At 59.5% G+C, this 21,648-nt stretch carries 19 protein-coding genes and 1 tRNA gene; 8 read left to right on the forward strand and 12 right to left on the reverse strand.

Annotated elements, in window-relative coordinates; translation table 11 throughout:
* The first annotated feature begins 233 nt into the window (after positions 1-233).
* Positions 234-539: a helix-turn-helix domain-containing protein gene (locus MTP43_RS00720; protein WP_097791241.1), complete on the forward strand. Its 306-nt coding sequence runs from the start codon at positions 234-236 to the stop codon at positions 537-539.
* A gap of 14 nt (positions 540-553) precedes the next feature.
* On the forward strand, positions 554-1,957 hold the full coding sequence (locus MTP43_RS00725) for a site-specific integrase (RefSeq protein ID WP_112121786.1): 1,404 nt from the start codon (positions 554-556) through the stop codon (positions 1,955-1,957).
* Between the two features lie 155 nt (positions 1,958-2,112).
* Here MTP43_RS00725 and MTP43_RS00730 read toward each other — a convergent pair.
* The 3 genes from MTP43_RS00730 to MTP43_RS00740 form a co-directional block, all read right to left on the reverse strand.
* Positions 2,113-2,188: transfer RNA gene (locus MTP43_RS00730), tRNA-Lys, on the reverse strand.
* Positions 2,189-2,293: 105 nt separating this feature from the next.
* Positions 2,294-2,920 (reverse strand): hypothetical protein, encoded by a 627-nt coding sequence (locus tag MTP43_RS00735; protein ID WP_117530133.1) that lies wholly within the window; start codon positions 2,918-2,920, stop codon positions 2,294-2,296.
* A gap of 217 nt (positions 2,921-3,137) precedes the next feature.
* On the reverse strand, positions 3,138-3,524 hold the full coding sequence (locus MTP43_RS00740) for a hypothetical protein (RefSeq protein ID WP_117526965.1): 387 nt from the start codon (positions 3,522-3,524) through the stop codon (positions 3,138-3,140).
* 510 nt (positions 3,525-4,034) lie between these two features.
* Here MTP43_RS00740 and pckA point away from each other — a divergent pair.
* Positions 4,035-5,639, forward strand: a complete 1,605-nt coding sequence (gene pckA / locus MTP43_RS00745) for a phosphoenolpyruvate carboxykinase (ATP) (RefSeq protein WP_005921605.1) — start codon at positions 4,035-4,037, stop codon at positions 5,637-5,639.
* A gap of 190 nt (positions 5,640-5,829) precedes the next feature.
* Positions 5,830-6,492: a helix-turn-helix domain-containing protein gene (locus tag MTP43_RS00750; protein ID WP_249234985.1), complete on the forward strand. Its 663-nt coding sequence runs from the start codon at positions 5,830-5,832 to the stop codon at positions 6,490-6,492.
* A gap of 74 nt (positions 6,493-6,566) precedes the next feature.
* Here the strand turns inward: MTP43_RS00750 and trxA are convergent, their stop codons facing one another.
* The 5 genes from trxA to MTP43_RS00775 form a co-directional block, all read right to left on the reverse strand.
* On the reverse strand, positions 6,567-6,875 hold the full coding sequence (trxA, locus tag MTP43_RS00755) for a thioredoxin (RefSeq protein ID WP_005921611.1): 309 nt from the start codon (positions 6,873-6,875) through the stop codon (positions 6,567-6,569).
* Positions 6,876-7,084: 209 nt separating this feature from the next.
* Positions 7,085-8,440, reverse strand: a complete 1,356-nt coding sequence (locus MTP43_RS00760) for a GntP family permease (RefSeq protein WP_117928980.1) — start codon at positions 8,438-8,440, stop codon at positions 7,085-7,087.
* A 98-nt stretch (positions 8,441-8,538) separates the two neighbouring features.
* On the reverse strand, positions 8,539-10,320 hold the full coding sequence (gene ilvD / locus MTP43_RS00765; RefSeq protein WP_442900607.1) for a dihydroxy-acid dehydratase: 1,782 nt from the start codon (positions 10,318-10,320) through the stop codon (positions 8,539-8,541).
* Positions 10,321-10,769: 449 nt separating this feature from the next.
* Positions 10,770-11,510, reverse strand: a complete 741-nt coding sequence (locus MTP43_RS00770; RefSeq protein WP_249234986.1) for a FadR/GntR family transcriptional regulator — start codon at positions 11,508-11,510, stop codon at positions 10,770-10,772.
* A gap of 38 nt (positions 11,511-11,548) precedes the next feature.
* A complete protein-coding gene (locus MTP43_RS00775; protein WP_249234987.1) occupies positions 11,549-12,151 on the reverse strand; it encodes a GNAT family N-acetyltransferase in 603 nt (200 codons plus the stop codon).
* Between the two features lie 233 nt (positions 12,152-12,384).
* Here MTP43_RS00775 and prmA point away from each other — a divergent pair, with 233 nt between their 5' ends.
* Both prmA and MTP43_RS00785 read left to right on the forward strand, forming a co-directional pair.
* The gene (gene prmA, locus MTP43_RS00780) at positions 12,385-13,299 is read left to right on the forward strand and encodes a 50S ribosomal protein L11 methyltransferase (protein WP_249234988.1); all 915 of its coding nucleotides are present in this window, start codon (positions 12,385-12,387) and stop codon (positions 13,297-13,299) included.
* A 31-nt stretch (positions 13,300-13,330) separates the two neighbouring features.
* Positions 13,331-14,074, forward strand: coding sequence for an RsmE family RNA methyltransferase (locus MTP43_RS00785; protein WP_015537187.1), 744 nt, complete (start codon positions 13,331-13,333; stop codon positions 14,072-14,074).
* Between the two features lie 83 nt (positions 14,075-14,157).
* Here the strand turns inward: MTP43_RS00785 and MTP43_RS00790 are convergent, their stop codons facing one another.
* Positions 14,158-15,789, reverse strand: coding sequence for a phosphoenolpyruvate--protein phosphotransferase (locus MTP43_RS00790; protein ID WP_113620672.1), 1,632 nt, complete (start codon positions 15,787-15,789; stop codon positions 14,158-14,160).
* The gene (locus tag MTP43_RS00795; RefSeq protein ID WP_113620673.1) at positions 15,776-16,957 is read right to left on the reverse strand and encodes a patatin-like phospholipase family protein; all 1,182 of its coding nucleotides are present in this window, start codon (positions 16,955-16,957) and stop codon (positions 15,776-15,778) included. The genes MTP43_RS00790 and MTP43_RS00795 overlap by 14 nt, the downstream gene beginning before the upstream one ends.
* 179 nt (positions 16,958-17,136) lie before the next feature.
* On the opposite strand from MTP43_RS00795, the gene MTP43_RS00800 reads away from it, so the two are divergent.
* Together MTP43_RS00800 and MTP43_RS00805 are read left to right on the forward strand one after the other, a co-directional pair.
* Entirely contained in the window at positions 17,137-17,787 is a 651-nt protein-coding gene (locus MTP43_RS00800; RefSeq protein ID WP_113620674.1) for an HAD family hydrolase, read from the forward strand.
* Positions 17,788-17,890: 103 nt separating this feature from the next.
* Positions 17,891-18,913, forward strand: a complete 1,023-nt coding sequence (locus tag MTP43_RS00805; RefSeq protein WP_113620675.1) for a glycosyltransferase — start codon at positions 17,891-17,893, stop codon at positions 18,911-18,913.
* A gap of 51 nt (positions 18,914-18,964) precedes the next feature.
* Here the strand turns inward: MTP43_RS00805 and MTP43_RS00810 are convergent, their stop codons facing one another.
* Together MTP43_RS00810 and MTP43_RS00815 are read right to left on the reverse strand one after the other, a co-directional pair.
* Positions 18,965-19,684, reverse strand: a complete 720-nt coding sequence (locus tag MTP43_RS00810) for a LytR/AlgR family response regulator transcription factor (protein WP_113620676.1) — start codon at positions 19,682-19,684, stop codon at positions 18,965-18,967.
* 131 nt (positions 19,685-19,815) lie between these two features.
* Positions 19,816-21,615, reverse strand: coding sequence for an aminopeptidase P family N-terminal domain-containing protein (locus MTP43_RS00815; protein ID WP_049929378.1), 1,800 nt, complete (start codon positions 21,613-21,615; stop codon positions 19,816-19,818).
* Between the last annotated feature and the right edge of the window lie 33 nt (positions 21,616-21,648).

The following is a 21,648-nucleotide window of genomic DNA, read 5'->3' on the forward strand; positions in this document are numbered from 1 at the left end:
AACCAAGATGCGCCCCAAAAGGGCGCGTCCATCCCAGCCATGCGCCCCATAAAATCAACACAGGAAGGTACTTTTGTGTGGTTTGGGGCGCGTGGGGCGCGTAAATTCAAGTTCTCGCACTTTTTTGGGGCTGCTGCTTCGGGTCAGGAGCGGCAGGCCCTTACATATTTACCGGCCCACAAGGGTGCAACTCAACCGGAGCTGCGCCGGGTCTGGAGAAGTGCAAAGGAGACATGCCTATGACGAATGTCCGCAAAAATTCCGCCAAACTGACCCGTGAGGACTTGAAAATCGCGCCCGAATCCCCTACAATGAAATTGTCCGAAACCCCTGCCGTAGAACCTTCTGACCAGACCAGAAAAACTGTCCGACACGCCCCGCTCGTTTACCGGGTGGAGGAGATTGCCCAACTGTTGGCGATCTCCAACCGTGCTGCGTACAATCTGTGCAACACCACGAAAGACTTCAAGGTGATCCGCCTCGGTACCAGCATCCGGGTAAGCAAGCAGAGCTTTGACGATTGGTTTGCAGCGGTCTGAGGGAGGGAACATCTATGGCATCTATTCTCAGGCGCGGAGATTCCTACTCCGTTCGTTTCAAATACAAAGACCATGCTGGCCGGATCTGTGAAGGCTGGGAGAGTTTCAAAACCAAGAAGGAAGCGCAAGACCGCAAGATCTCGGTAGAGAAAGAACTCTTGGACGGTACGTTCCTCATACCCGATGCAATGACGGTAGCGGAAATGCTGTACAAGTGGCTCCCCATCCAGTCCAGCAAGCACAAGTGGGCACCCAAAACCTACACCCACACGGTAGCCATGATTCAGAATCTTGTCGTGCCCTATCTCGGCAAGAAGCAGATTCAGAAGGTTCAGACGTATGACCTCGAACAGTTTTACGCCACGCTGAGCCGGACACCGCGCGGACTGTATAAACAGGGTGTCAAGCAAACGCTCACCGACAAACAGAAGCGGCAGTTTCTGACGGGTGCTTCCATCCGGGAAGTTCACGCCATGCTCAAGACTGCTTTTTCCTATGCCGTTGAGTGGGGTCTGCTCCTCAAGTCACCGATTCCGAGAGAAGCCCCGAAATCGACCTCGGAAGAACGTGCCATCTGGGACGAAAAGACCATGCTTGCTGCGTTGCAGACCATGACCGACCCTACGCTCCACCTTGCTGTTCATCTGAGCATGATTCTCTCGCTGCGTGTCGGAGAGATCCTTGGCTTGCAGCCGGGAGACATCGACTTCGATGCAGCGGATGGACGTGGGACCATCACGGTCGGCAGGAGCTTACAGCGCACCGAAAAGGCTGCACTGGAAAAGACCGACCCGAATCAGATCTACCACATCTTCCCCGACCAGCGTGAGGGCAGTAGCTCCGCACTGGTGCTGAAGAAGCCGAAAACTAAGAAATCCAGCCGCACCCTTTATCTGACGAGACCCTTGAAAGAGGAACTGCTGGCTTGGCTAGAAAAGCTCCGTCAGGACGAGCTTGCCATGGATGGCAGGTATCGCAACTGTGGTCAGCTCTTCCGCCTGCCCAACGGTATGCCTGTTGCCCCGGAAGCCCTTTCTAAATGGTACCGCGCATGGCGTGCGGAGCACCCGGAGTTTGAGAAGATCGTGTTCCATGGTCTGCGCCACTCCAGTGCTACTTATCAGTTGATTGAATCCGGCGGCAACATCAAGGCCGTGCAGGGTAACACTGGCCACGCCACCACGGGCATCCTGATGGACACCTACGCCCACACGCAGGACAAGCCCCGGTTGGAGCTGGCTGAGAAGCTGGAAGCAGACTTCTACTCGCAGGACATCGGTTCCCCCAAATCCGGCTCTGTGCCGGTAAAAGAAAATCTGCCGGACAGCATCCAGATCACCCCGGAAGGGATGCTGAAAGTTGTCCGACAGATGAACCCCGAGCAGCGGCGTGAGTTTACCCGCCTGCTGTTCGCCTGAAAAAAGTATGGAAAAAACGCTCACGATGCACAGAATGCAGACAATGCAAGGAAAAACACGGCTTTCCCGCCGGTGTGCAAAAAGTGTGCAAAAGTGTGCAGAGCCCCAGAAAATGGAAAATCCCACGAGGAATCTTACGATTCTTCGTGGGATTTTGGTGCGCTCGAGGGAACTCGAATCCCTGGCCCTCTGATTAAAAGTCAGATGCTCTACCGGCTGAGCTACGAGCGCATATTCTGCGGCAAAACAATACCGCCGAATAATATTACCACAATTGGCTGCAAAAAGCAAGAGCGACACCTAAAAAAGCGGAAATTTCAGTTTTATACAACAAAGTTACTCAAAAAACCTTTGCGCCCGGCGCTGCAGCAGCTCCACCAGCAGGCCGGTATAGATGCTGACCATCGAGGGCGTCTCGCCCAGCTCCATGGCCTTGCGCTGGGGCAGGTCGGCTAAGCGTCCCTTGTACAGGCACTTCAGCTGGGGCAGCAGGGGGTAGTCGTTGGGGTGCATCAGGGTGCTGTCCTTGGGCAGCGCCAAAGCGCCGCTTTGCTCCAGCACCTCACTGACAAACTGGGAGCAGAAATAATGCCGGCGGCGCTGCCAGCGGATATGCAGCCCGCACAGGATCAGCCCCAGAATATTAAAGCTGTACTCCTCGCTGAGGCGCATGAACTCCTCGGCGCGGTGCAGGGCGCGGAAATAGGCTTCATCGGACACCTCCAGCGCATACAGCGCACAAGGGGCGTCGTCCCGCAGACGGAAAACGCCCTTGTTCAGGTATTCTTTGCTGGGACCCGCCGGGAACATGGTGTAGCCGTTTTTGCGGGTGGAGCTATACAGGCAACTCAGCTCTGCATCAAACGCCATGGAGGCGTGGGTATAGCTGGAACCGGTGGCGGCATAGACCAGTTTGGACAGCAGCGTGCCGGAGCGGGTGAGCAGAATGTAGATGGTTTTCATGGCAGTTTCCCTTATGTCAGCCCCCGGCAAAGGGGGAAAAGTATCATCTATATACAGAACCAGTATAGCATAAGTAAGGTCCCTTTACCACTAAAACGTTTCTTCTGGCCAAAATATTGCAAAAAAGGGCAAAAACAGCAGCCCAAAGCTGTTTTCAGGGCTCTGGGCTGCTGTTTCTCACAAGTTTTTCAAGCCGTCAACGGCTCCGGGGAACAGTTTACCAACCGTGGCACTCTCTGCTTGTCTCGCCGCTGCGAACATCCCATGCAGGGGATTTGTAGCCGCATCCACGGCAGACTTCCTGATAGATGCAATACTTATAGTATACCGCATCGGTTCCTGCGGTCTTATGGATGCAGGGTTCCTGGTAGGGTCCGGCCTCGTATTCGCTGATCTTCTGAATGTAGACACGCATTTCGCCGCACTTTGCACACTCGCTGCTCCTGGCAGGAACCGGCTCTGCCTCCTCCAAGGCCTCCTCGGACGTGGAAGCCGCCGTTTCTTCCAATGGATCATCGTCATAGCTTTCTGCATCCGCAAAGCCTACCAGGCAAAGGGTCAGGGCCAAAACCATGGCCAGCAGGATCGGGGCGATCTTTTTCATAGAAAAGCACTTCCTCTCTTTCGGCATGTTGGTTTCTGTTTCTCGGAGAGTCCTTTCTAGCTTTATTGTACCATGCCGCTTTATTTTTTTCAACTATTATCTTATTTTTTGTGCTCATTTACATTTTCTCAGTCTTGCACCAAAGAGCTGTCTGCTGTGTTTTTTGCCCCACCGGGGCCGGGAGTCCCACCTTGCATCCCGGTTTGTCAAACTTTTATCAAAATGTCGGTTTTTCCCCGTCCCGCCTTATTTTTCACAGTCTGCGTCCCTGCAGGGCTTCGGGAATTTACTTAATGTGGGAAAGCTTGTTTATGAAATTTGTTTCTTTTTTGCAAACAGAACCTTCCATTTATTGCTTTTGAAAAGCTTTTGTGTATAATGATAGACAGGAGAATTTGCATTGCATCGTTCTGTGCTGTCTCCCCCTTATGCGGTGTCCGTACCATAAATGGCGCTGCATCTCCTACACAGAGTTATGTAAGGATCAAACGAAAGTAGAGGTACGCAAATATGGCAAAGTTGGATCTTACCAAGTATGGCATCACCGGCACGACTGAAGTCGTGCACAACCCCTCCTACGAGCAGCTGTTCGCAGAGGAGACCAATCCCGAGCTGGAAGGCTACGAGAAGGGTCAGGTCAGCGAGCTGGGTGCTGTGAACGTGATGACCGGCATCTACACCGGCCGTTCTCCCAAGGACAAGTTCATCGTGATGGACGAGAACTCCAAGGACACCGTGTGGTGGACCAGCGATGAGTACAAGAACGACAACCACCCCGCTTCCCAGGAGGCTTGGAAGGCTGTCAAGGAGATCGCTCAGAAGGAGCTGTCCAACAAGCGCCTGTACGTCGTGGATGCTTTCTGCGGCGCCAACAAGGATACCCGCATGGCAGTGCGTTTCATCGTGGAAGTGGCCTGGCAGGCACACTTCGTTACCAATATGTTCATCCGTCCCACCGCTGAGGAGCTGGAGAACTTCGAGCCTGATTTCGTTGTTTACAACGCTTCCAAGGCTAAGGTCGAGAACTACAAGGAGCTGGGCCTGAACTCCGAGACTGCTGTGCTGTTCAACATCACCAGCAAGGAGCAGGTCATCGTCAACACCTGGTACGGCGGCGAGATGAAGAAGGGTATGTTCTCCATGATGAACTACTTCCTGCCGCTGAAGGGCATTGCTTCCATGCACTGCTCTGCCAACACCGACAAGAACGGCGAGAACACCGCCATCTTCTTCGGCCTGTCCGGCACCGGCAAGACCACCCTGTCCACCGATCCCAAGCGTCTGCTGATCGGCGATGACGAGCACGGCTGGGACGACAACGGCGTGTTCAACTTCGAGGGCGGCTGCTACGCTAAGGTCATCAACCTGGATAAGGAGTCCGAGCCCGATATCTACAACGCCATCAAGCGCAACGCTCTGCTGGAGAACGTCACTCTGGATGCCGAGGGCCACATCGACTTCGCTGACAAGTCTGTCACTGAGAACACCCGTGTGTCCTACCCCATCAACCACATCCAGAACATCGTGCGTCCCGTTTCTTCTGCTCCCGCAGCAAAGAACGTGATCTTCCTGTCTGCTGACGCCTTCGGCGTTCTGCCCCCGGTCTCTATCCTGACCCCGGAGCAGACCCAGTACTACTTCCTGTCCGGCTTTACCGCAAAGCTGGCAGGCACCGAGCGCGGCATCACCGAGCCCACCCCCACCTTCTCCGCTTGCTTCGGTCAGGCCTTCCTGGAGCTGCACCCCACCAAGTACGCTGAGGAGCTGGTCAAGAAGATGAAGGCCAGCGGCGCAAAGGCTTATCTGGTCAACACCGGCTGGAACGGCACCGGCAAGCGCATCTCCATCAAGGATACCCGCGGCATCATCGATGCTATCCTGAGCGGCGCTATCAACGAGGCTCCCACCAAGAAGATCCCCTACTTCGACTTTGAGGTCCCCACCGCTCTGCCCGGTGTCGATCCCGCCATCCTCGATCCCCGCGACACCTACGCAGATGCCGCTCAGTGGGAAGAGAAGGCAAAGGATCTGGCCGGCCGCTTCGTGAAGAACTTCGCCAAGTACGAGGGCAACGAGCACGGCAAGGCTCTGGTCTCCGCAGGCCCCCAGCTGTAAGCTGAATCCCGCATTTTTCTTCTGAACTCCATATAAAATAAGCGCCCGCCCCGTGGTTCTGCTCGAACCATAGGGCGGGCGCTTTGTTGTTTGCATTCAAGCTATCCAAACACTTTTTGCCCGGGTAAACAAAGCGTCGATTGCGTTTTGCGCGGCCTTATGCTATGCTTTTTCCAAGGGAGTTGATAAAATGGATGCCAGAACCTTCGGAAATTATCTGAGCCGGATGCGCAAAGCGCAGGGGCTGACACAGGCTGAGCTGGCTGAACAGCTGCACGTTACCGACAAGGCTGTCAGCCGCTGGGAGCGGGGCATCGGTCTGCCGGATATCAACACACTGGAACCGCTGGCAGATGCTCTGGGGCTGACCCTTGCCGACCTTATGCACTGCCGCGCTCCAGAAGATGCCGATGCCGCACCGACCATCCAGCTGGAAGATTTCTTTACCATGCTGCGTCGGCAACATACAGTAGATTGGCATTCCGTGCGCACTGCCCTGCTTGGGCTGAGCATTGCGCTTGCCCTGTGGGGTGTTTTGGCTTGCCCCGGCACCATTGCGGTGCACTGGTATGGTCTTGGCGATGGTTCTTTTCGGGCAGACGGCTGGATGCCGTCTTTCCTCATTTTCCCGTTGTGTGCAGGCATTGAATTTTTATCGCTGGAGATCTGGAACAGTTTTGAACAGACAGGCTATTATCGCCGCAGGGGCGAGATCAACCTTTTCATCATCCATGCCATGTCCTTCGGCACACGTTCTGCCAGATGGATGAAAGTTGTGCTGGATCTTTTGTTTTTCTTTTGCTTTGGTTTTATGATTCCATTTGTAGAAGCGTGGATGATTTTTTTGAATTGATGCCAACCATTTCCGTAAAAAAGGACAGCGGAACGCCCGCAGGCGTTCCGCTGTACCACATTCAAAACGATAATTCAGCCCAGCAGCTCCAGCACACCGGCCTTGGGGCGGGCGCCCACGGCCTGACGCACCAGCTTGCCCTGCTCGAACACCAGCAGGGTGGGGATGCTCATCACCCCGAACTGCGCCGCCAGATCCGGCTGCTCGTCCACGTTCACCTTGCCCACCTTTACATCGGTGCGCTCCTCGGCTACCTCGTCCACCACGGGGCTCAGCATCCGGCAGGGACCGCACCAGCTGGCCCAGAAGTCCAGCAGTACGGGCTTTTCGCTGTGGAGCACTTCCTGTGCAAAGTTTTCCTTGGTAATGTTGATGACTGCCATATTTTTTCCCTCCTGAATGGGTGTTGTGTTTTACTGACACCATCAGTATACCCCATACGCAGCCCGCTTTTCCGTGACCGGGTCACGCAGGCGCAAAAAACAGCCGCTCCGGGCGCACCCGGAGCGGCTGTTTTTGAAGGAGGTAACGAGGTAAATGAATAAGGATATCTCCCAACGCTTATCCCGGGGTGCAGGCCCCGGACAGGCGCTCAGGCAAAGAAGGAGATGATGAGGGCTACCAGGAAGCCCACACCGCCGACCAGCGTTTCCATGATGGTCCAGGTCTTGAGGGTGGTCTTTTCGTCCATGCCCACAAGGCTCTTCACCAGCCAGAAGCCGGAGTCGTTGAAGTGGGAGCAGACGGTGGAACCGCCTGCAATGGCAGCGGTGACACAGGCGAGGTACAGCGGGCTCAGCGCGCTAAGGCCGGGCATAGCGGAGATGATGCCGGCTGCCATGGTCATAGCCACGGTAGAGGAACCCACCGAGATACGCACCAGAGCAGCCACGATGAAGGCCACCAGCACCAGCGGCAGGCTGGCGTTTGCCACGGCGTTGCCGATGACATCGCCCAGACCGGAGTTCTGCAGCATGTAGCGCAGCACGCCGCCGCAGGCAGTGACCAGCAGGATCATGCCGGTGGGCTCCAGAGACTTGGTCATGATCTTTTCCAGCTGGGCGTTAGTGTAGCCGTGGCGGGTGCCCAGCAGGTACATAGCAGCGATGGTAGCCAGCAGCAGTGCCATGAAGGGCTCGCCGAGGAAGGCCAGAACAGGCTGGATGCCGGCCAGTGCGGGCACCACCTTTGCCACAGAGTTTGCGATGATGAGCAGCAGCGGGATCATGATGATGCCCACGATGGTGCCGAACTTGGGCAGCTTGCTCTCGTCAATGTCTGCCTGCTGCGCAACGTGTTCGGGGACTTCGATCATGTACTTTTTGCCGCAGATGCTGCCCCAGATGGGACCGGCGGCGATCATGGCAAAGATGCCGCAGAAGATGCCAATCAGGATGACCCAGCCAAGGTCAACGCCCAGCATGGTAGCCACCAGCACGGGGCCCGGCGTGGGAGGGATGAAGGCGTGGCCGACCGCCAGACCGGCCAGCAGGGGGATGACGTAGTACAGCACGGAGCGCTTGGTGCGCTTTGCCAGAGAGAAGGCCAGCGGGATGAGAATGATAAGTCCTGCATCAAAGAACACCGGCATGGCCACCACCAGACCCGTGATGCCCAGTGCCCACGCGGCCTTTTCGTCACCGAACTTCCGCACCATGGTCACAGCCAAGGTCTGTGCGCCGCCGGATTCTTCCAGAATGGCGCCGAACATGGAGCCCAGACCCACAAGAAGGGCGATGCCCTTTAAGGTGTTGCCGATGCCCTCGTTCACCGAGCCGATGATGTCGGACAGGGGCATACCGGCCATCAGGCCGATGCCCACCGCACCGATCAGGATGGAGATCATGGCGTGTACCTTGAACTTGATAATGAGAATGAGCAATAGGATCAGGCCTGCCACGGCAGCAAAAACCAGCCGTGCCGCATCGGGCGTTGCAACTGCTGTCATAGAAATTTCCTCCGTTTCGTGATTTTTGGTTGCACTTATCCAAGCCGTCCGGCAAAACGCACCGGACAGTTTACTTTTTGTTATTTATGCGGAGCGGTTTACTCCATGTATGCGCCCTTCATGGGGCTGACGGCGTGCTGAGAGTAGAGTTTCAGCAGACCCTTGGTGTACTTGGGAGCCTTGGGCTTCCAGTTGGCGCGGCGCTCGGCGAGGATGGCGTCCATCTCCTCGGGGGTCTTGGGCTCGCCCTTCACGCCCACAATGGCCAGCTTGCGGTTATGCACATCGATCTGGATCAGGTCGTCCTGCTCCACCAGTGCGATGGGGCCGCCCACCGCAGCCTCCGGGCTGACATGGCCGATGACCGGGCCGCGGCTTGCGCCGGAGAAGCGTCCGTCGGTAATCAGCGCTACGCTGGAAGCCAGCTTCGGGTCGGCGCAGATGGCTTCGCCGGTGTAGAACATCTCGGGCATACCGCTGCCGCGGGGGCCCTCGTACCGGATGAAGATGGCGTCACCGGGCTTCACCTCACCATGCAGCACAGCGGAGATGCACGCCTCCTCGCTGTCGTAGGGCTTGGCGCGCAGAGTGGCTTCAAACATATTCTTGGGGCAGGCGGTGTGCTTGATGACGCAGCCCTCCGGGGCAAGATTGCCTTTCAGGATGGCGATGCTGCCGTCAGTGCCCTTGGCGTTATCAAAGCTGTGGATGATGTCCTCGCGGCTGACAGGACGGGCAAAACCGGCAGTCTTTTCGGCCAGAATGGCATCGCAGTGCTGGTAGAAGCCGTTCTTCTTCAGCTCCTCCAGATTCTCGCCCAGCGTCTTGCCGGTGACGGTCATCACGTCCAGATGCAGCATGGACTTGATCTCCTCCATCACCCGGGGCACGCCGCCTGCGTAGTAGAAGTACTGTGCGGGCCAGTCGCCGGAGGGACGGATGTTCAGCAGGTAGTGTGCGCCGCGGTGCATCCGGTCAAAGGTGTCGGCGTCGATCTCAATGCCGAACTCATGCGCGATGGCGGGCAGGTGCATGGTGGCGTTGGTGGAGCCGGAGATGGCGGCGTGCACCATGATGGCGTTCTCAAAGCTCTTCTTGGTCACGATATCCTTGGCGGTGATGCCCTTCTTGACCAGCTCCATCAGCTGCTTGCCGGCATCGTAGGCGGCCTGCTTCAGCTCCGGGGCGGTGGCGGGCATCAGGGCGGTGCCCGGCAGCATCAGACCCAGTGCCTCGGCCATGATCTGCATGGTGGAGGCGGTACCCATGAAGGAGCAGGCACCGCAGCTGGGGCAGGCGTTGTGCTTGTAGTAATCCAGCTGGCTGTTGGGGATGACGCCGGTCTTTTCCCATGCGTCAAACTTGCCGATCTGCTCCAGCGTCAGCAGCTCGTTGATGGCACAGGCAGGGTCGCTGACCACATACTCCTTGGGCAGGGTGTGGGCTTCCATGACGCCGCCGGTGACCACGATGGCGCTCATGTCCTTCAAACGGCCGATGCTCATGAGCATGGCGGGCACAGATTTGTCGCAGCTGGCGATGAACACGCCGCCATCGTAGACGCTGGCGTTGGCCTGTGCCTCCACCAGATTGACGATGGCGTCACGGTGGGGCAGCGAGTAGTTGATGCCGTCATGACCCTGTGCAATGCCATCACACATATCGGTGGCAAAATAGCGGGCCGCCTTGCCGCCGTTATCGTTGACCGCCTGCACGGCCTCCTTGACGAACTGATCCAGATGGGCGCTGCCGGGATGGCTGTCGCCGAAGGTGCTCTCCACCATGATCTGGGGCTTTGCAAGGTCCTCGACCTTCCAGCCCATACCCATCTTCAGCGGGTCGTTCTCGGGTGCTAAAGTGCGGACTTCCTGTGAACGCAACTCCATATTCATTACCTCCAAATACTGCTTGCTTTCGTCCTTTTTCTGCTGGACCTTTTTGTGGCTTTATTGTAAATCCGCAGACGTCTCTTTGCAAGTTGTCACGGGTATGTCCTACTTTTTGTGCAAAAACTCTGGGATACATCATGCACACTGCCCAAATCCGGGCGAATTTTGCCCAAAATCAGCCGTCAAAGCGGCTTTTGAGAAAAAAGAGGAGAAAAAGTCATCTGATGACTTTGAGAAGGACCCTCTCAGTCAAAGCCTTTCCGGCAGCGCCGCGCTTTCGCAGAAAGCGGCGCTGCAGTTGCCGCTTCCCTTCACGACCCCACCCGTGAAAATGCAATGCCGGAGCGTCCGCAGACGCTCCGGCATTGCTCTATAAAAAATATTTTTCCGCTGACTATGCGCAGAGCAAAGCGGAGCGCATTTTCAATCAGTTTTGTGTATCAATTGACATACGCCGCCATGCCGATGGTGCCGTCATCCGGGTCCTCGCCATCGTAGACTTTTTTGATGTAGCTGCGGTTGAAGTTCAGGTGCATCACCATGGCGGCTTTTGCGCCGATGGGATCGTGGTTGGCAATGGCTTCGGTGATCATGCGGTGGGTCGTGATGGTCTCATCGATGAGCTTTTTGTGGGTGACGTTCACGAACATCATCACCGCCGTGTCGATGACCGGGATCAGCTGCCCCACCACCAGATTTTTGCTGCTCTCGGCGATGCAGGTGTGAAAGGCGATGTCGTCCTCGATGTAGCGGTCGCCCTCGTGGATCTTGGTCTCTACCCGCTCGCAGAGCCGCCGCAGCCGCTCGATGTCCTCCGGGGTGGCGTTTTGCGCCGCCATCTCCGCAATGCCCGGCTCCAGCAGCAGACGGACGTTCACCAGATCAAAAGCCAGCGCGTTTTTGTCCTGCACGCTGCGCAGGTTCAGCGGGTCGGAAAGCCCCTTGACCGTGGTCACCACATAGGTGCCGGAGCCCTGCCGCACCTCCACGATGCCCTTGCTGGACAGCAGCTTGACCGCCTCGCGGATGGTGCTGCGCCCCACCCGGAACTTTTCGCCCAGCGCAAACTCGTTGGGCAGCTTTGCCCCCGGCTCCAGCGCTTCGTCCAGAATGTAGTGGTAGATCTGGTCCTCCACCTGCTCGGCCAGCAGCTTGTTTTTTAGGTGTGAAAATTCACTCATGGAAGCTTCCTCCGCGCCCTGCGCATCTGATGGTTTGGTTACCCGCACACGCTGCCGTCCGGGGCAAAGAACTGAACGTGCTTTTGCCACTGGGTGGGGCTGATGGTGCGGCGGTAGCAGTCGGCCAGTGCCTCTACCACAGCCTCCGGGGCAAGGGAGGAACAGCCCGGGCAGTCCAGCACCAGAATGCGGAACCATGCGTCAAAAAGATGCTCGGTGTAGTGGGTGTCCCATGCGCCGCAGCGGGCGTAGAAGCCCAGACGCCGCACGGCCATGGCGGCGTCCTCGGCCTTTTCCGGCATCTCGGCCTCGATGAGAATCGCTTCGGCGTCGCCCTCCTGGGCGGGCAGCTGCGCCAGCAGCTGCGCCCCGATGCCGTGGGCGCGGTAGGCGGGTACCACGGCGAAATAATCCAGCTGGCTCACCCGGCAGCCCTCCGGCCGCACCATCAAAAGATAAGCCGCCAGCGTGTCGCCGTCAAACACGCCCCATGTGTGGGCGGTGCCCTCCGCTTCGCTGGTCAGGATCATGCTCAGGGGCTTCAGCTCCCCGGCGGGGAAATCCCGGCGCATCTCGTTCAGATACACCTCGGTCAGCTCGGGGCCGGTGAGCAGCCGCCATGTGAAGGTTTTGGTACACATACGATAAAGATCCCTTTCCGATGCCGCTTTGCGCAGCATCACATTTTTTGCCTTGTCCAGTATAGCATACCGGATGTTTTACCGAAAGTCAATCTGTGCACTCTTTCGGGCGGCAGCGCCGCCGGTTTTGCCAAGGGGCTTGCATCCGGGCGCAGAATCGGGTACTATACAGGTAACAGAATTTTTCCCTCCGGCGCTGCCGGAAGGGCAAGGATAAAAAGGAGACTTGTACTATGGAATGGACCGATATCCGCCTGACCGTGACCAAGGCTGATGCCGAAAACGCCGAAGCCGTTGCCACCCTGATCGCCGAGGGCGGCATCTACATCGAGGATTACAGCGACATCGAGCAGCAGGTGGCCGAGATCGCCCATGTGGACCTGATCGAGCAGGAGCTGCTGGACAAGCCCCGGGATACCGTGATCATCCATCTGTATCTGGAGCCGGGCGCTTCTCAGGTGGAGACGCTGGCGCTCATCGCCGCCCGCATGGAAGCCGCTGGCATCCCCTACACCGTGGAGACCGAGGGTGTGGAGCAGGAGGACTGGCAGAACGGCTGGCGCAAATACTACCACCCCATGGAGATCGGCAGCCGTCTGGCTGTGGTGCCCTCGTGGCAGCAGTACGACACCGACCGGGTCAAGCTGATCCTTGACCCCGGCCTTGCCTTTGGCACCGGCGGTCACGAGACCACCAGCCTCTGCCTTGAAGCGCTGGACGAGCAGGTGCGCGGCGGCGAGCGGGTGCTGGATATCGGCACCGGCAGCGGCATCCTTGCCATTGCCGCCCTCAAGCTGGGCGCTGCCAGCGCCGAGGGCGTGGATATCGACCCTGTGGCGGTGCGCACCGCTGGGGAGAACGCAGCCCTGAACGGCGTGCAGGATAAGCTCACCGTGCTGGTGGGCGATTTGTCCGATAAGGCCAGCGGCACCTATGATATCATCACCGCCAACATCGTGGCCAACGCCATCCTCAGCCTTGCACCCGCCGTGCCCGGCCTGATGGCCGAGGGTGCCACCTTTATTGCCAGCGGCATCATCGACAGCCGCAAGGACGAGGTGATCGCCGGGCTGGAAAAGGCCGGCCTCGCCGTGGCAGAAGTCAAGGAAAAGCGCGGCTGGGAGTGCATCGTCTGCAAAAAGGCCTGAGATTCAAATATTGTAAGAAGGAGCGCACAGTATGCCGCACCGCTACTTTACCACCGAGATCTCCGACGGTACCGCCACCCTGCGGGGTGCGGACGCCCATCACCTTGCCCGGGTGATGCGGGCAAAGCCGGGAGATACCGTCATCCTCTGCGACGGCAACGCCGTAGAGTACACCGCCACCATCACCGGCTTTGGGGAAGACAGGGTGGATTTTGCCGTAGAGCCGGGCTATCCCAGCGCCGCCGAGCCCACCGTGGAGGTGACGTTGCTGGCGGGCTATCCCAAGCAGGACAAGCTGGAACAGATCATCAAGCACGGGGTGGAGCTGGGCGCTGCCCACATCGTACCCTTCTTCAGCCGCTACTGCGTGGCTGCACCCAAAAAGGAGGAGCAGAAGAACGAGCGCTACAACCGCATTGCGCTGGAAGCCGCCAAGCAGTGCGGCCGGGGCGTTCTGCCGGACGTAGCCCTGCCGCTGCCGAACTTTGGGGCGGTATGCCGCAGCTTTGACCAGTACGATCTGGTGCTGTTTTGCTACGAGTGCGGCGGCGCGCCCCTGCGTCAGCTGCTGGCGGAGGCAAAGCCCGCCGATGGGCAGAAGCTGCGCCTTGCCATCGTGACCGGCGCCGAGGGCGGCTTTGCCGCTGAGGAGGCCGAAATGGCCGCGAGCGCCGGGGCAAAAACGGTGGGCCTTGGCCCCCGCATCCTCCGCTGCGAGACCGCCCCGCTGGCGGTGCTCTCCGCCGTCATGACCCTGACCGGGAATCTGGAGTAATAAGCAATAAGAGGCTGCTGCACAGGATTTTGTGCAACAGCCTCTTATTATTTTGCGTTATATTACGTTTTGTAAAAGCATTTTCAGGCATTTTCCTCTGCATCCGGGTGGGCATCGGTGTCCAGCAGAGCCTGTTTTAACTTGAGCAGGTTCTGGGGGCTTACCGAGAAGCTGCGCAGACCGAGGTGCAGGTACTGCGCCGTGTTGGCGGGGTTGCCCACGGCAAGGCCGCAGATGGTCACAGGGACGTGGTGCGCGCTGGCGGCATCCATCACCATGGTGATCAGTTTTTTCATGGCCGGACTGGCGGGGCGGTAGTAGTGCTCTGCGCTGGCAAGCTCCCGGTCGGCGGCGTGGGTGTACTGGGTCAGGTCGTTGGTGCCGATGACCAGAAAATCGCAGCCGTGGGCTATAAAGTCCTCCACGGTCAGGCAGGCGGCGGGGATGCTCAGCATCACGCCGAACTGGGTGTTCTCGTTAAAGGGCACGCCCCGCTCCCGCAGGCTCTGGCGGCAGTGCTCCACAATGCTCATGGCGGCGTCCCAGTCCTCTACATCGGTCACCATGGGGAACATCACCCGCAGCGGCCCCCGGGCGGCGGCGCGCAGCAAGGCGCAGATCTGGGTCTGGAACTGCTGGGGCTGGCGCAGGCTGTTGCGGATGCCGCGCAGGCCGAGCTTGGAGGACTGCGGCCCCTGATTGGCATCGGCCACGGTGCGGTCGGAGCCGAAGTCGAAGGTGCGCACGGTCACCGGGCAGCCGTTTGCGGCAGCCAGACAGGAGCAATAGAAGAAATACTGCTCCTGCTCGTCCAGAATGCGCCCGGGCAGCATCATGTAGCCGCTGCGCAGCAGCCCAACGCCCTTTGCACCGGACTGCATGGCGGTGTCGATATCCTCCGGGCCGAAGCAGTTTGCCAGCAGCTCAAAGGGTTCGCCGTCCCGCGTTTCGTCCGGCAGGCTGTGCAGCTGCTTCATCTCCGCGTCCTCGCGCTGGAGCTGGCAGATGCTGGCCTCCGCCTGCTGGCGGGCGACGGCATCCGGGTCAAGGATGCAGTTGCCGTTGGTTGCGTCCAGAATGACGGTGCGGCCGTCGCAGTCGTCCAGAAAATCCTTGCCCACCTGCACGATGCCCGGGATGTTCATTGCCCGGGCAATGATGGCGGCATGGCTCTGGCCGCTGCCCTCGGCGGTGATGACGCCCAAGATCATGCCGGAGGGCACACTGAACAGGTCGGTGGGCATCAGCCGGTCGGCGGCAAGGATCACCGGATGATCCAGCGCCAGCCACACCCGGGGGCGGTTGGTCAGGATGTTGATCACCCGGCGGGTGGCGTCCAGAATATCCACGCTGCGCAGCTGCATATAGGGGTTATCCTTCATGTTGGCAAGCTGGTCGGCGTAGCGCTGCCCCACCTGATGCATCGCCGCCGAGGCGCTGATGCCCGCATTGATGCAAAAGCGCACCTCGTTCATCATGCCCTCATCGTCCAGCATCATGCTCTGGAACAAAAAGATGGCCTGCTCGGTGGGGGCGGCGCGCTCCGCCATGGAGTCCAGTTCGTTCTGCGCCGTGTGCACGGCGTTTGCCAGCAGCCGCAGCTCCCGCTCCGGGTTGAAAGGCCCGTGGCTGAAGGTCTCCACATGGTGCTCCAGACGGCTCACCTGACCCAGCACCAGCCCAGGGGATGCGGATACGCCTTTATAAACCTTCATCTTCTGTCACCTCCGGCAAAGCCGATGCGGTCAAAGTGTGCCACACCAGCGCCTGTAAGAATGTATTGGGCAGCAAAGCGGCCAGCGCCGCCTGCCCGGCGGTGCTGCTGCCTGTAAACAGCGGGGTAAAGCTTTCCATACGCTCTTTGTCGCACGCCGTCAGAAACGCCTGGGCCAGCGTCCGGGTGGTGTAGAAATGGGTGGGGTCCACCCCGGCGTCCTCAGCGGCGGCTTCCAGCGGGGCAAGCTGGGCGTCCTTCATCCGTGCCAGCAGCAAAGCAGCGTCGGCGGTAAGGGTGACAGGGTACTTCTCCCGCACCTCCTTCTGCACTGCGTCAAAGGCTGCGCGGAAAGCTTCGGCATCGGCGCTGCTGTCCGCACCGCTGTCCACCGCGTAGGCACAGCCCCGGATGCGGCCAAAGGCGCGCAGGGTGTCGTAATAGCCCAACTCCATGTTGCGCTTTGCGGTGTCGGGGTCGAAGTGCAGGATATCGCCCAGCTCCCAGTAGCTGCGGATCATGGTGGTGGGCAGGCCGGTCAGATTGGGGCGGGTGATGCCCACGCCCTCCAGATCCACACAGACCAGCTCCTCTGCGCCCATGGTCTTGGCAAGGCCGGTGGGCATGTTATCGCTGTACCCGCCGTCCAGAAACTTTACCCCGTCGATCTGCCGTGCCCGCAATGCAGGGAAGCAGGCCGCCGAAGCCATCAGGTAGTCCCGCACCTGCCCGGCAGGGATATCCTCCAGCGTCAGCTCCCGGGGGCGCAGCCCGCGCTGCTCTACCGTCACGATGCCGAACCGGATGGGCGCTGCCCGCAGCGCGTCCTCGTCCAGCACCCGCTCCACGATCTCCTCCAGCGGGGTCACATCCATGCCGCCTTCCTTTACCACCCGGCGCAAAAACTGGTGCAGGGCAGAAAGGTCGGCGTTTTCCTCCGGCAGCTCCATCACATCCCGGCTGCGGATGGTCAGCCACATATCCCGGGCGGTCTCGTACAGATCCAGCACGAACATGGCGCCGTTCAGCCCGCCCACGCTGGTGCCGGTGATGATCTGCGGGTGCCAGTCCAGCTCCATCAAAGCCCGCCAGACGCCTACCTGATAGCTGCCGCGCGCACCGCCGCCTGCCAGCACCAGCGCCTTTTGCGTGGGTTCTCTGCGTTCCATATCAAGCCCTCCCGTGCACGTTCCCGGTATTTTCTAAAATTGTTATAATTATACCATACTTTCAGGTAAAATTCTCCCGAATTTTAAGAGATCATGCCTTTTTCCTGTGAAAGTTTCGTGCTATACTAACCGGAGATGAGTATAAAGGCGGCCCGGAGGGCGCACAACAGGAGGAACGTATGCACTGCAAACAATGGATCTTTGATATGGACGGCACCCTGACCGACAGCATGGTGGTGGTATGGGAGGGCGCCCCGGAGGCGCTGCTGGCGCGCTTTGGCCGCACCCCGAAGGCAGACCTGCACGAGACCCTGCTGACCATGGGCATGGAGGAAGGCGCACAGTACCTCATCCGGGAGTATGCGCTGCCGCTGGACAGGAACGGCTATCTGGACGTGATGCGCGAGGTGATCGCCCAATTGTACGAGAAGGTGGAACTGAAGCCCGGCGTGCGGGACACCCTTGCCCGGCTGCGGGCCGAGGGCGCACGGATGTGCATTTGCTCCAACACATGGAGCAGCCAGTGCCGCACCGTGCTGACCCGCCTTGGCATCGACGAATACTTTGATTTCTACATCGAGGCGCGGGGTGCTATGAGCAAGAGCAGCCCCGCCCCCTTTATGGAGGCGCTGCACCGCCTTGGCGGTACGGAGCCCGCCGGGTGCGCCGTGTGCGAGGATGCGCTCTACGCTGCCCAGACCGCCCATGATGCCGGCTTCTATCTGGTGGGCATTCAGGACACCACCAGCGCTGCCGACGCCCCCGCTTTGCGCCGCATCTGCGACCAGTTCCTGCCGGACTGGACTGCACTGGACTGGGCGCAGGCGTAAGGTTTCACAAAACTGCCACAGTGCGGCGCTCTTGTAATCCGGGTGCCGCAGGAGTATGATAATAATAATACTCAAATTTTGTCGTCAAAAAGGAGGCCCTGCCATGACGAACCCTCTCGTCAGCATCATTGTGCCCGTGTACAACGCCCAGAAGGGGCTTTCCCGCTGTCTGGAAAGTATTTGCGGCCAGACCTATCAGGAGCTGGAGATCATCGTGCTGAACGATGGCTCTACGGATGACAGCCTTGCCATTTGTGAGCAGTTCCGGGCAAAGGATCCACGCATCGTGGTGGTGGACAAGGAAAACGAGGGCGTTTCCTGCACGCGGAATGCCGGGCTTGTCCTTGCACACGGCGACTATATCCAGTTTGCGGACAGTGATGACGCACTGGACCCTGATTACACCCAGAACCTTGTACAGGCCGCCTTGGAGCACAACGCCGACCTTGTGATCGCCCCGTACTGGATGGTGATCCCCTCCAACTCCAGCAAGACCGGGCACGCGCTGGAAACGCTGCAGACCTCCCTTGGCATCGAGCCGGAAGCCCCCAAGACCGAGGTGCACAAGTACGGCTTTCTGCCGCAGGGCGTTTACAGCCGGGAGGACTACGCCCGCCGCCTGATGCAGCAGCCCGCCTCCTTTTACTACGGCGTGCTGTGGAACAAACTCTACCGCCGGGAGATCATTGCACAAAATCAGCTGGGCTTTGCGCCCGATGTGCACTGGGCCGAGGATCTGATCTTCAATATGGGGTATCTGGAGCACGCACAGGTGTTCGTTTCCATCCCCGAGGCCGGGTATCATTATATCCAGAACCCCAAAAGCCTCTGTCATACCCAGATCGACCTGCGCGGCATCGTAGAGAACAAGACACAGATTTTTCAGCTGTTCAAGGAGGTGTACACCCGCCTTGGGCTGTACGAGGAGCTGCAGCCCCAGATCTACAAATTCCTGTTCGCCTTTTCGGAGAGCGGGGTACCCTCGGACAGCCTGCAGGGTGCTTTGCTGGATGCAATGTCCCGCCTGAACGATGCCTCTGTCCAGCCCGAGCCCTCCCGCAAAAAGCCCCGCCGCAAGCCCCAAAAGCACGCCCGCCGCAAAAAGCCCCGGCATAAGGAAGAATAAATCGTTAAGCAAAAAAGTCGCTGCACGAATGTGCAGCGACTTTTTTGCTTTTTACCCTACCCGGGTGCAGAAAGCCTCCCGGACGGCGGCTTCCCGCCCGCGGGGGATGGGGATGCGCGCCCCGCTGCGCATCCGTACCTCGCCGGGGGACAGCAGCTGTACTGCTTCCAGATTGACCACATAGGAGCGGTGCGGCTGCACAAAGCGGCCGTCTGCAAGCAGCGGCTGCGCCACCGCAGAAAAGGGCACCCGCAGCGAGAGGGAGGCCACATCCTCCCCGGTGGTCAGGTGGAAGTGCACGATATGATGGGTGCATTCCAGATATTCAATTTCGGCATAGGTCAGCGCCCGCACGCCGTCGGCGGTGGTCACGGTAAGGGTGGGGCCGTATTCCGGCTCCACCGCCCGCTTGAGCAGGGCAGAAACTTCCGGCTGGTGCACCGGCTGCAGCAGATACTGCATGGCGTCCACCCGGTAGGCGCTGTATGCGTGCGCCGGGGTGCGGGCCACAAAAGCCAGCGGCGCGCGGCGGCCCCGGCGGCGCAGCTCTGCCGCCGCCGTAAGCCCTTCGGGCCGGGCTACCGCCGCAAGCTCAATGAGGTACAGCTCGTACCGCAGCCCGGCGGCATCCTGCTGCAAAAGCGCTTCCGGGCTTTGCAGCTGCTCCACGATGCAGGCGTCCTCCCGCCGGGCGAAGAACTCCATGCACTGGTGCTCCAGCCTGCTGCGCAGCGCCCCGTCCGGGCTGCAGATCGCAATGTGAAAGATCATGGTTTGGTTTCCTTTGCGGAAAAATCATCTTAAATCAAGCAATTCCGGGCAGACTGCGGTCTGCCCGGAATTGCATTTTTACGGCAAGAGTCAGGACGGCAAGCGGCAGCTGACTTTTGTTCTTTTTAGCATTAGCAGCCGATGGCGGCGCACTTCTCGGCCAGCCATGCGCGCTCGTCCTCGGTCAGGCGGGGTGCCAGCTGCTCGAACACCTTGCGGTGGTAATCGTTCAGCCAAGCGACCTGCTCCTTGTCCAGCACGCCGGGCACGATGGGAGAGGTAGCGATGGGCACAAAGGTGAGGGGACGGAAGGCAAGGAAGGTACCGTACTGGTTGTCGGCCTTGTGGTAGCACTCGATCTCGTTCTCGATGCGGATGCCCACCTCGCCGGCCTCGTACACGCCGGGCTCGTCGGTGACGATCATACCCGGGCGCATCAGGGTGGTGTTGCGGCCGTTCAAAGCGTGGGGGCCCTCATGGACGTTGCCCACAAAGCTGACGCTGTGGCCGGTGCCGCAGCGGTAGTTGATGAGGTGACGCCACAGCGGCTCGCGGGCGATGGTGTCCAGCATGTGGCAGTCGCAGTAATCCAGCCAGACGGCCTTGGCGATGTCGATGTGGCACTGCAGCGTCCAGGTATAGAACAGCCGCTCGTCCTCGGTCAGCTCGCCCAGCGGGTAGGTGCGGGTGATGTCAGTGGTGCCGTCCAGATAGGTAGCACCGCTGTCCACCAGCAAAAAGCCCTTGCGCTGCAGAACGGCGTGATCCTCCGGGGTGGCGTGGTAGTGCATCATGGCTGCGTTGCCGCCGTAGGCTGCAATGGTGCCAAAGCTCTCCACAAGGAACTTATCGTCTGCGCTGCGGTACTTGTGCAGGATCTCGTCCACGGTCAGCTCGGTCAGCTGTTCGCCGGCAGCCAGACGGTTTTCCAGCTCGATCTGGAACCGCACCATGGCCACGGCGTCCCGCAGATGGGACTCGCGCAGGTGTGCCAGCTCCACCTCGTTCTTCACGCCCTTCATGGCCAGCAGGGGGTCGGCGGCGTCCTTCACGGTCAGGGCGGGGTTGTTTTCCAGCACCTGATACACGGCGTAGTTCACGGTAGCGCTTTCCGCCAGCACGGTCTGCGGCTCGGTCTCGGCGGCCATCCCGTCCAGAATGCTGTCGTAGTCGGCCAGCGTTACGCCGTTGGCTTCCAGCTCTGCCTTAGCCTCCGGGGTGACCCGCGCCTGATCGATGAACAGCACGGCGCGATTCGGGGTAACATAGCAGTAGGCCATGGCGTAGGGGGTGCACTCGATATCCATGGCGCGCAGGTTCAGAAGCCAAGCCAGATTATCCAGCTTGCCCACCAGCTGGGCGGTGCAGCCCTGCTCCTTCAGTTTGCCGCGCAGCTGCTCCAGCTTTTCTGCCGGGGAGAAGCCAGCGTATTCCTTGGGCAGGATCCATGCCGGGGTAGCCGGGCGGGCAGGGCGGCCCTCCACCCACAGCTCGTCCTCCAAGAACAGGGTCTTGATGCTGCCGTGCTTGGGCTCCAGTTCCTTTTTCAGGCTGTTGACCAGTGCACAGTTGGCGGTCAGACCGCACAGACCCAGCGTGCCGCCCTCGGGCAGCACCTTGCCGCAGTATTCCTCGGCGGTGGGCACGCCCGGCTCGCCCATGCGCATCAGCTGGATCTCAGTACCGGCGATCTCCTTTTCCGCCTGCACAAAGTACCGGCCGTCTGCCCAGACGGCGCTCTCGGTCATGGTGACCACAAAGTTGGAGTTCTCACCGTGGAAGCCGGAGAAGTAGGTCAGGGAGGTGTAGTGGTCGGGCAGATACTCGCTGGAATGCGGGTCGCCCACCGGGATCAGATAGACGTCCACGCCGTTTGCCTTCATAGCGGCACGCAGCGCGGCCAGACGCTCGGGAACTGTGTTCATACTCATAACAAAAGCCCTCTTTCTGTCATTTGCCGGAAA

The sequence above is a fragment of the Faecalibacterium sp. IP-1-18 genome (genome assembly GCF_023347355.1).
Lineage (GTDB): Bacteria > Bacillota > Clostridia > Oscillospirales > Ruminococcaceae > Faecalibacterium > Faecalibacterium prausnitzii.

What these genes read in the sequence shown, in the direction of transcription:
- MTP43_RS00720 (WP_097791241.1), top strand. Translation starts at nt 234, where the DNA reads ATGCCTATGACGAATGTCCGCAAAAATTCCGCCAAACTGACCCGTGAG.
- MTP43_RS00725 (WP_112121786.1), top strand. Translation starts at nt 554, where the DNA reads ATGGCATCTATTCTCAGGCGCGGAGATTCCTACTCCGTTCGTTTCAAA.
- MTP43_RS00735 (WP_117530133.1), bottom strand. Translation starts at nt 2,920, where the DNA reads ATGAAAACCATCTACATTCTGCTCACCCGCTCCGGCACGCTGCTGTCC.
- MTP43_RS00740 (WP_117526965.1), bottom strand. Translation starts at nt 3,524, where the DNA reads ATGAAAAAGATCGCCCCGATCCTGCTGGCCATGGTTTTGGCCCTGACC.
- pckA (WP_005921605.1), top strand. Translation starts at nt 4,035, where the DNA reads ATGGCAAAGTTGGATCTTACCAAGTATGGCATCACCGGCACGACTGAA.
- MTP43_RS00750 (WP_249234985.1), top strand. Translation starts at nt 5,830, where the DNA reads ATGGATGCCAGAACCTTCGGAAATTATCTGAGCCGGATGCGCAAAGCG.
- trxA (WP_005921611.1), bottom strand. Translation starts at nt 6,875, where the DNA reads ATGGCAGTCATCAACATTACCAAGGAAAACTTTGCACAGGAAGTGCTC.
- MTP43_RS00760 (WP_117928980.1), bottom strand. Translation starts at nt 8,440, where the DNA reads ATGACAGCAGTTGCAACGCCCGATGCGGCACGGCTGGTTTTTGCTGCC.
- MTP43_RS00770 (WP_249234986.1), bottom strand. Translation starts at nt 11,510, where the DNA reads ATGAGTGAATTTTCACACCTAAAAAACAAGCTGCTGGCCGAGCAGGTG.
- MTP43_RS00775 (WP_249234987.1), bottom strand. Translation starts at nt 12,151, where the DNA reads ATGTGTACCAAAACCTTCACATGGCGGCTGCTCACCGGCCCCGAGCTG.
- prmA (WP_249234988.1), top strand. Translation starts at nt 12,385, where the DNA reads ATGGAATGGACCGATATCCGCCTGACCGTGACCAAGGCTGATGCCGAA.
- MTP43_RS00785 (WP_015537187.1), top strand. Translation starts at nt 13,331, where the DNA reads ATGCCGCACCGCTACTTTACCACCGAGATCTCCGACGGTACCGCCACC.
- MTP43_RS00790 (WP_113620672.1), bottom strand. Translation starts at nt 15,789, where the DNA reads ATGAAGGTTTATAAAGGCGTATCCGCATCCCCTGGGCTGGTGCTGGGT.
- MTP43_RS00795 (WP_113620673.1), bottom strand. Translation starts at nt 16,957, where the DNA reads ATGGAACGCAGAGAACCCACGCAAAAGGCGCTGGTGCTGGCAGGCGGC.
- MTP43_RS00800 (WP_113620674.1), top strand. Translation starts at nt 17,137, where the DNA reads ATGCACTGCAAACAATGGATCTTTGATATGGACGGCACCCTGACCGAC.
- MTP43_RS00805 (WP_113620675.1), top strand. Translation starts at nt 17,891, where the DNA reads ATGACGAACCCTCTCGTCAGCATCATTGTGCCCGTGTACAACGCCCAG.
- MTP43_RS00810 (WP_113620676.1), bottom strand. Translation starts at nt 19,684, where the DNA reads ATGATCTTTCACATTGCGATCTGCAGCCCGGACGGGGCGCTGCGCAGC.
- MTP43_RS00815 (WP_049929378.1), bottom strand. Translation starts at nt 21,615, where the DNA reads ATGAGTATGAACACAGTTCCCGAGCGTCTGGCCGCGCTGCGTGCCGCT.